At 74.4% G+C, this 970-nt stretch carries 2 protein-coding genes; one reads left to right on the plus strand and one right to left on the minus strand.

What is annotated here, in order from left to right:
* On the minus strand, window positions 1-596 hold a 596-nt coding region (locus ACFFNX_RS51180), incomplete at its 3' end, for a histidine kinase dimerization/phosphoacceptor domain-containing protein (protein ID WP_378213768.1).
* Between the two features lie 102 nt (window positions 597-698).
* On the opposite strand from ACFFNX_RS51180, the gene ACFFNX_RS51185 reads away from it, so the two are divergent.
* Window positions 699-970 (plus strand): ATP-binding cassette domain-containing protein (locus ACFFNX_RS51185; RefSeq protein ID WP_378213769.1); only part of this gene is annotated, 272 nt, incomplete at its 3' end.

The following is a 970-nucleotide window of genomic DNA, read 5'->3' on the forward strand; positions in this document are numbered from 1 at the left end:
GGCGGCGGCACCGACACCTCCAGCGCCGACGCCTGGATGGTCACGAGGCTGAGCCGGTGGCCGAGCGAGTCGTGCATGTCCCGTGCGATCCGCAGCCGCTCGCGCAGGCGTTCGCGTTCGGCGAGCAGCTCACGCTCCCGGCGGAGCCGGCGGTTGTTCCGGTCGAGCGCCGACAGCAGCCGCTCGTGCTGGGCGAGGTAGCGGCCGACGAGCAGCGGCAGGGCGACGAACACGACATACGCGCAGACGAAGCCCGGGATCGACCGGGGCTCGGGCGGCCGGACCAGGAGCTTGCCGCCCAGGCCGCCGAGCGCCGCGCCGACGGCGGCCGCCGTGCCACCGCGAGACACGACGCGACGACCGGCCTGGTAGGCCGTCCACAGGAGCAGGACGTACGCGCCGCCGACCGCCACGAAGATCCCGAGCGCGACGGTGAAGGCCGCGACCGGGACCCGGTGGGACAGCACGACGACCAGCGCGAGCACGAGTGCGCAGACCAGGACGCCCCACACGTGGAGCGCGTTCCCGTACGCGGCGGCGAGCAGCGCCGTATCCGCCACGACGACGGCGGCGGCGGCGAGGAGGTGTCGGCCCATGCGCAGCAGGCTACGTCGCCCGGGGCCGCGCCGACCTTGGTCGGCGGAGTCGTCGACTTTCGAGGACTGTCCCGCGCCCGGCCCGTTCCTAGCGTGGAACGGGTGATCGAAGTACGGAACCTGAGCAAGAGGTACGGCACGACCGTCGCCGTCGAGGACCTGTCGTTCACGGTGCGCCCTGGACGGGTGACCGGCTTTCTGGGGCCGAACGGCGCCGGCAAGTCCACCACCATGCGGATGATCCTCGGCCTGGACCGGCCGACCGGCGGGCGGGCTCTGATCGACGGCGAGCCGTTCGCCCGGCTGGCCGAGCCGCTGCGCCGGGTCGGCGCGCTGCTGGAGACCACGGTCGCGCGCGGCGGCCGCCGGGCGCG

Source organism: Actinoallomurus acaciae (assembly GCF_042429965.1).
Taxonomy (GTDB): domain Bacteria; phylum Actinomycetota; class Actinomycetes; order Streptosporangiales; family Streptosporangiaceae; genus Actinoallomurus; species Actinoallomurus acaciae.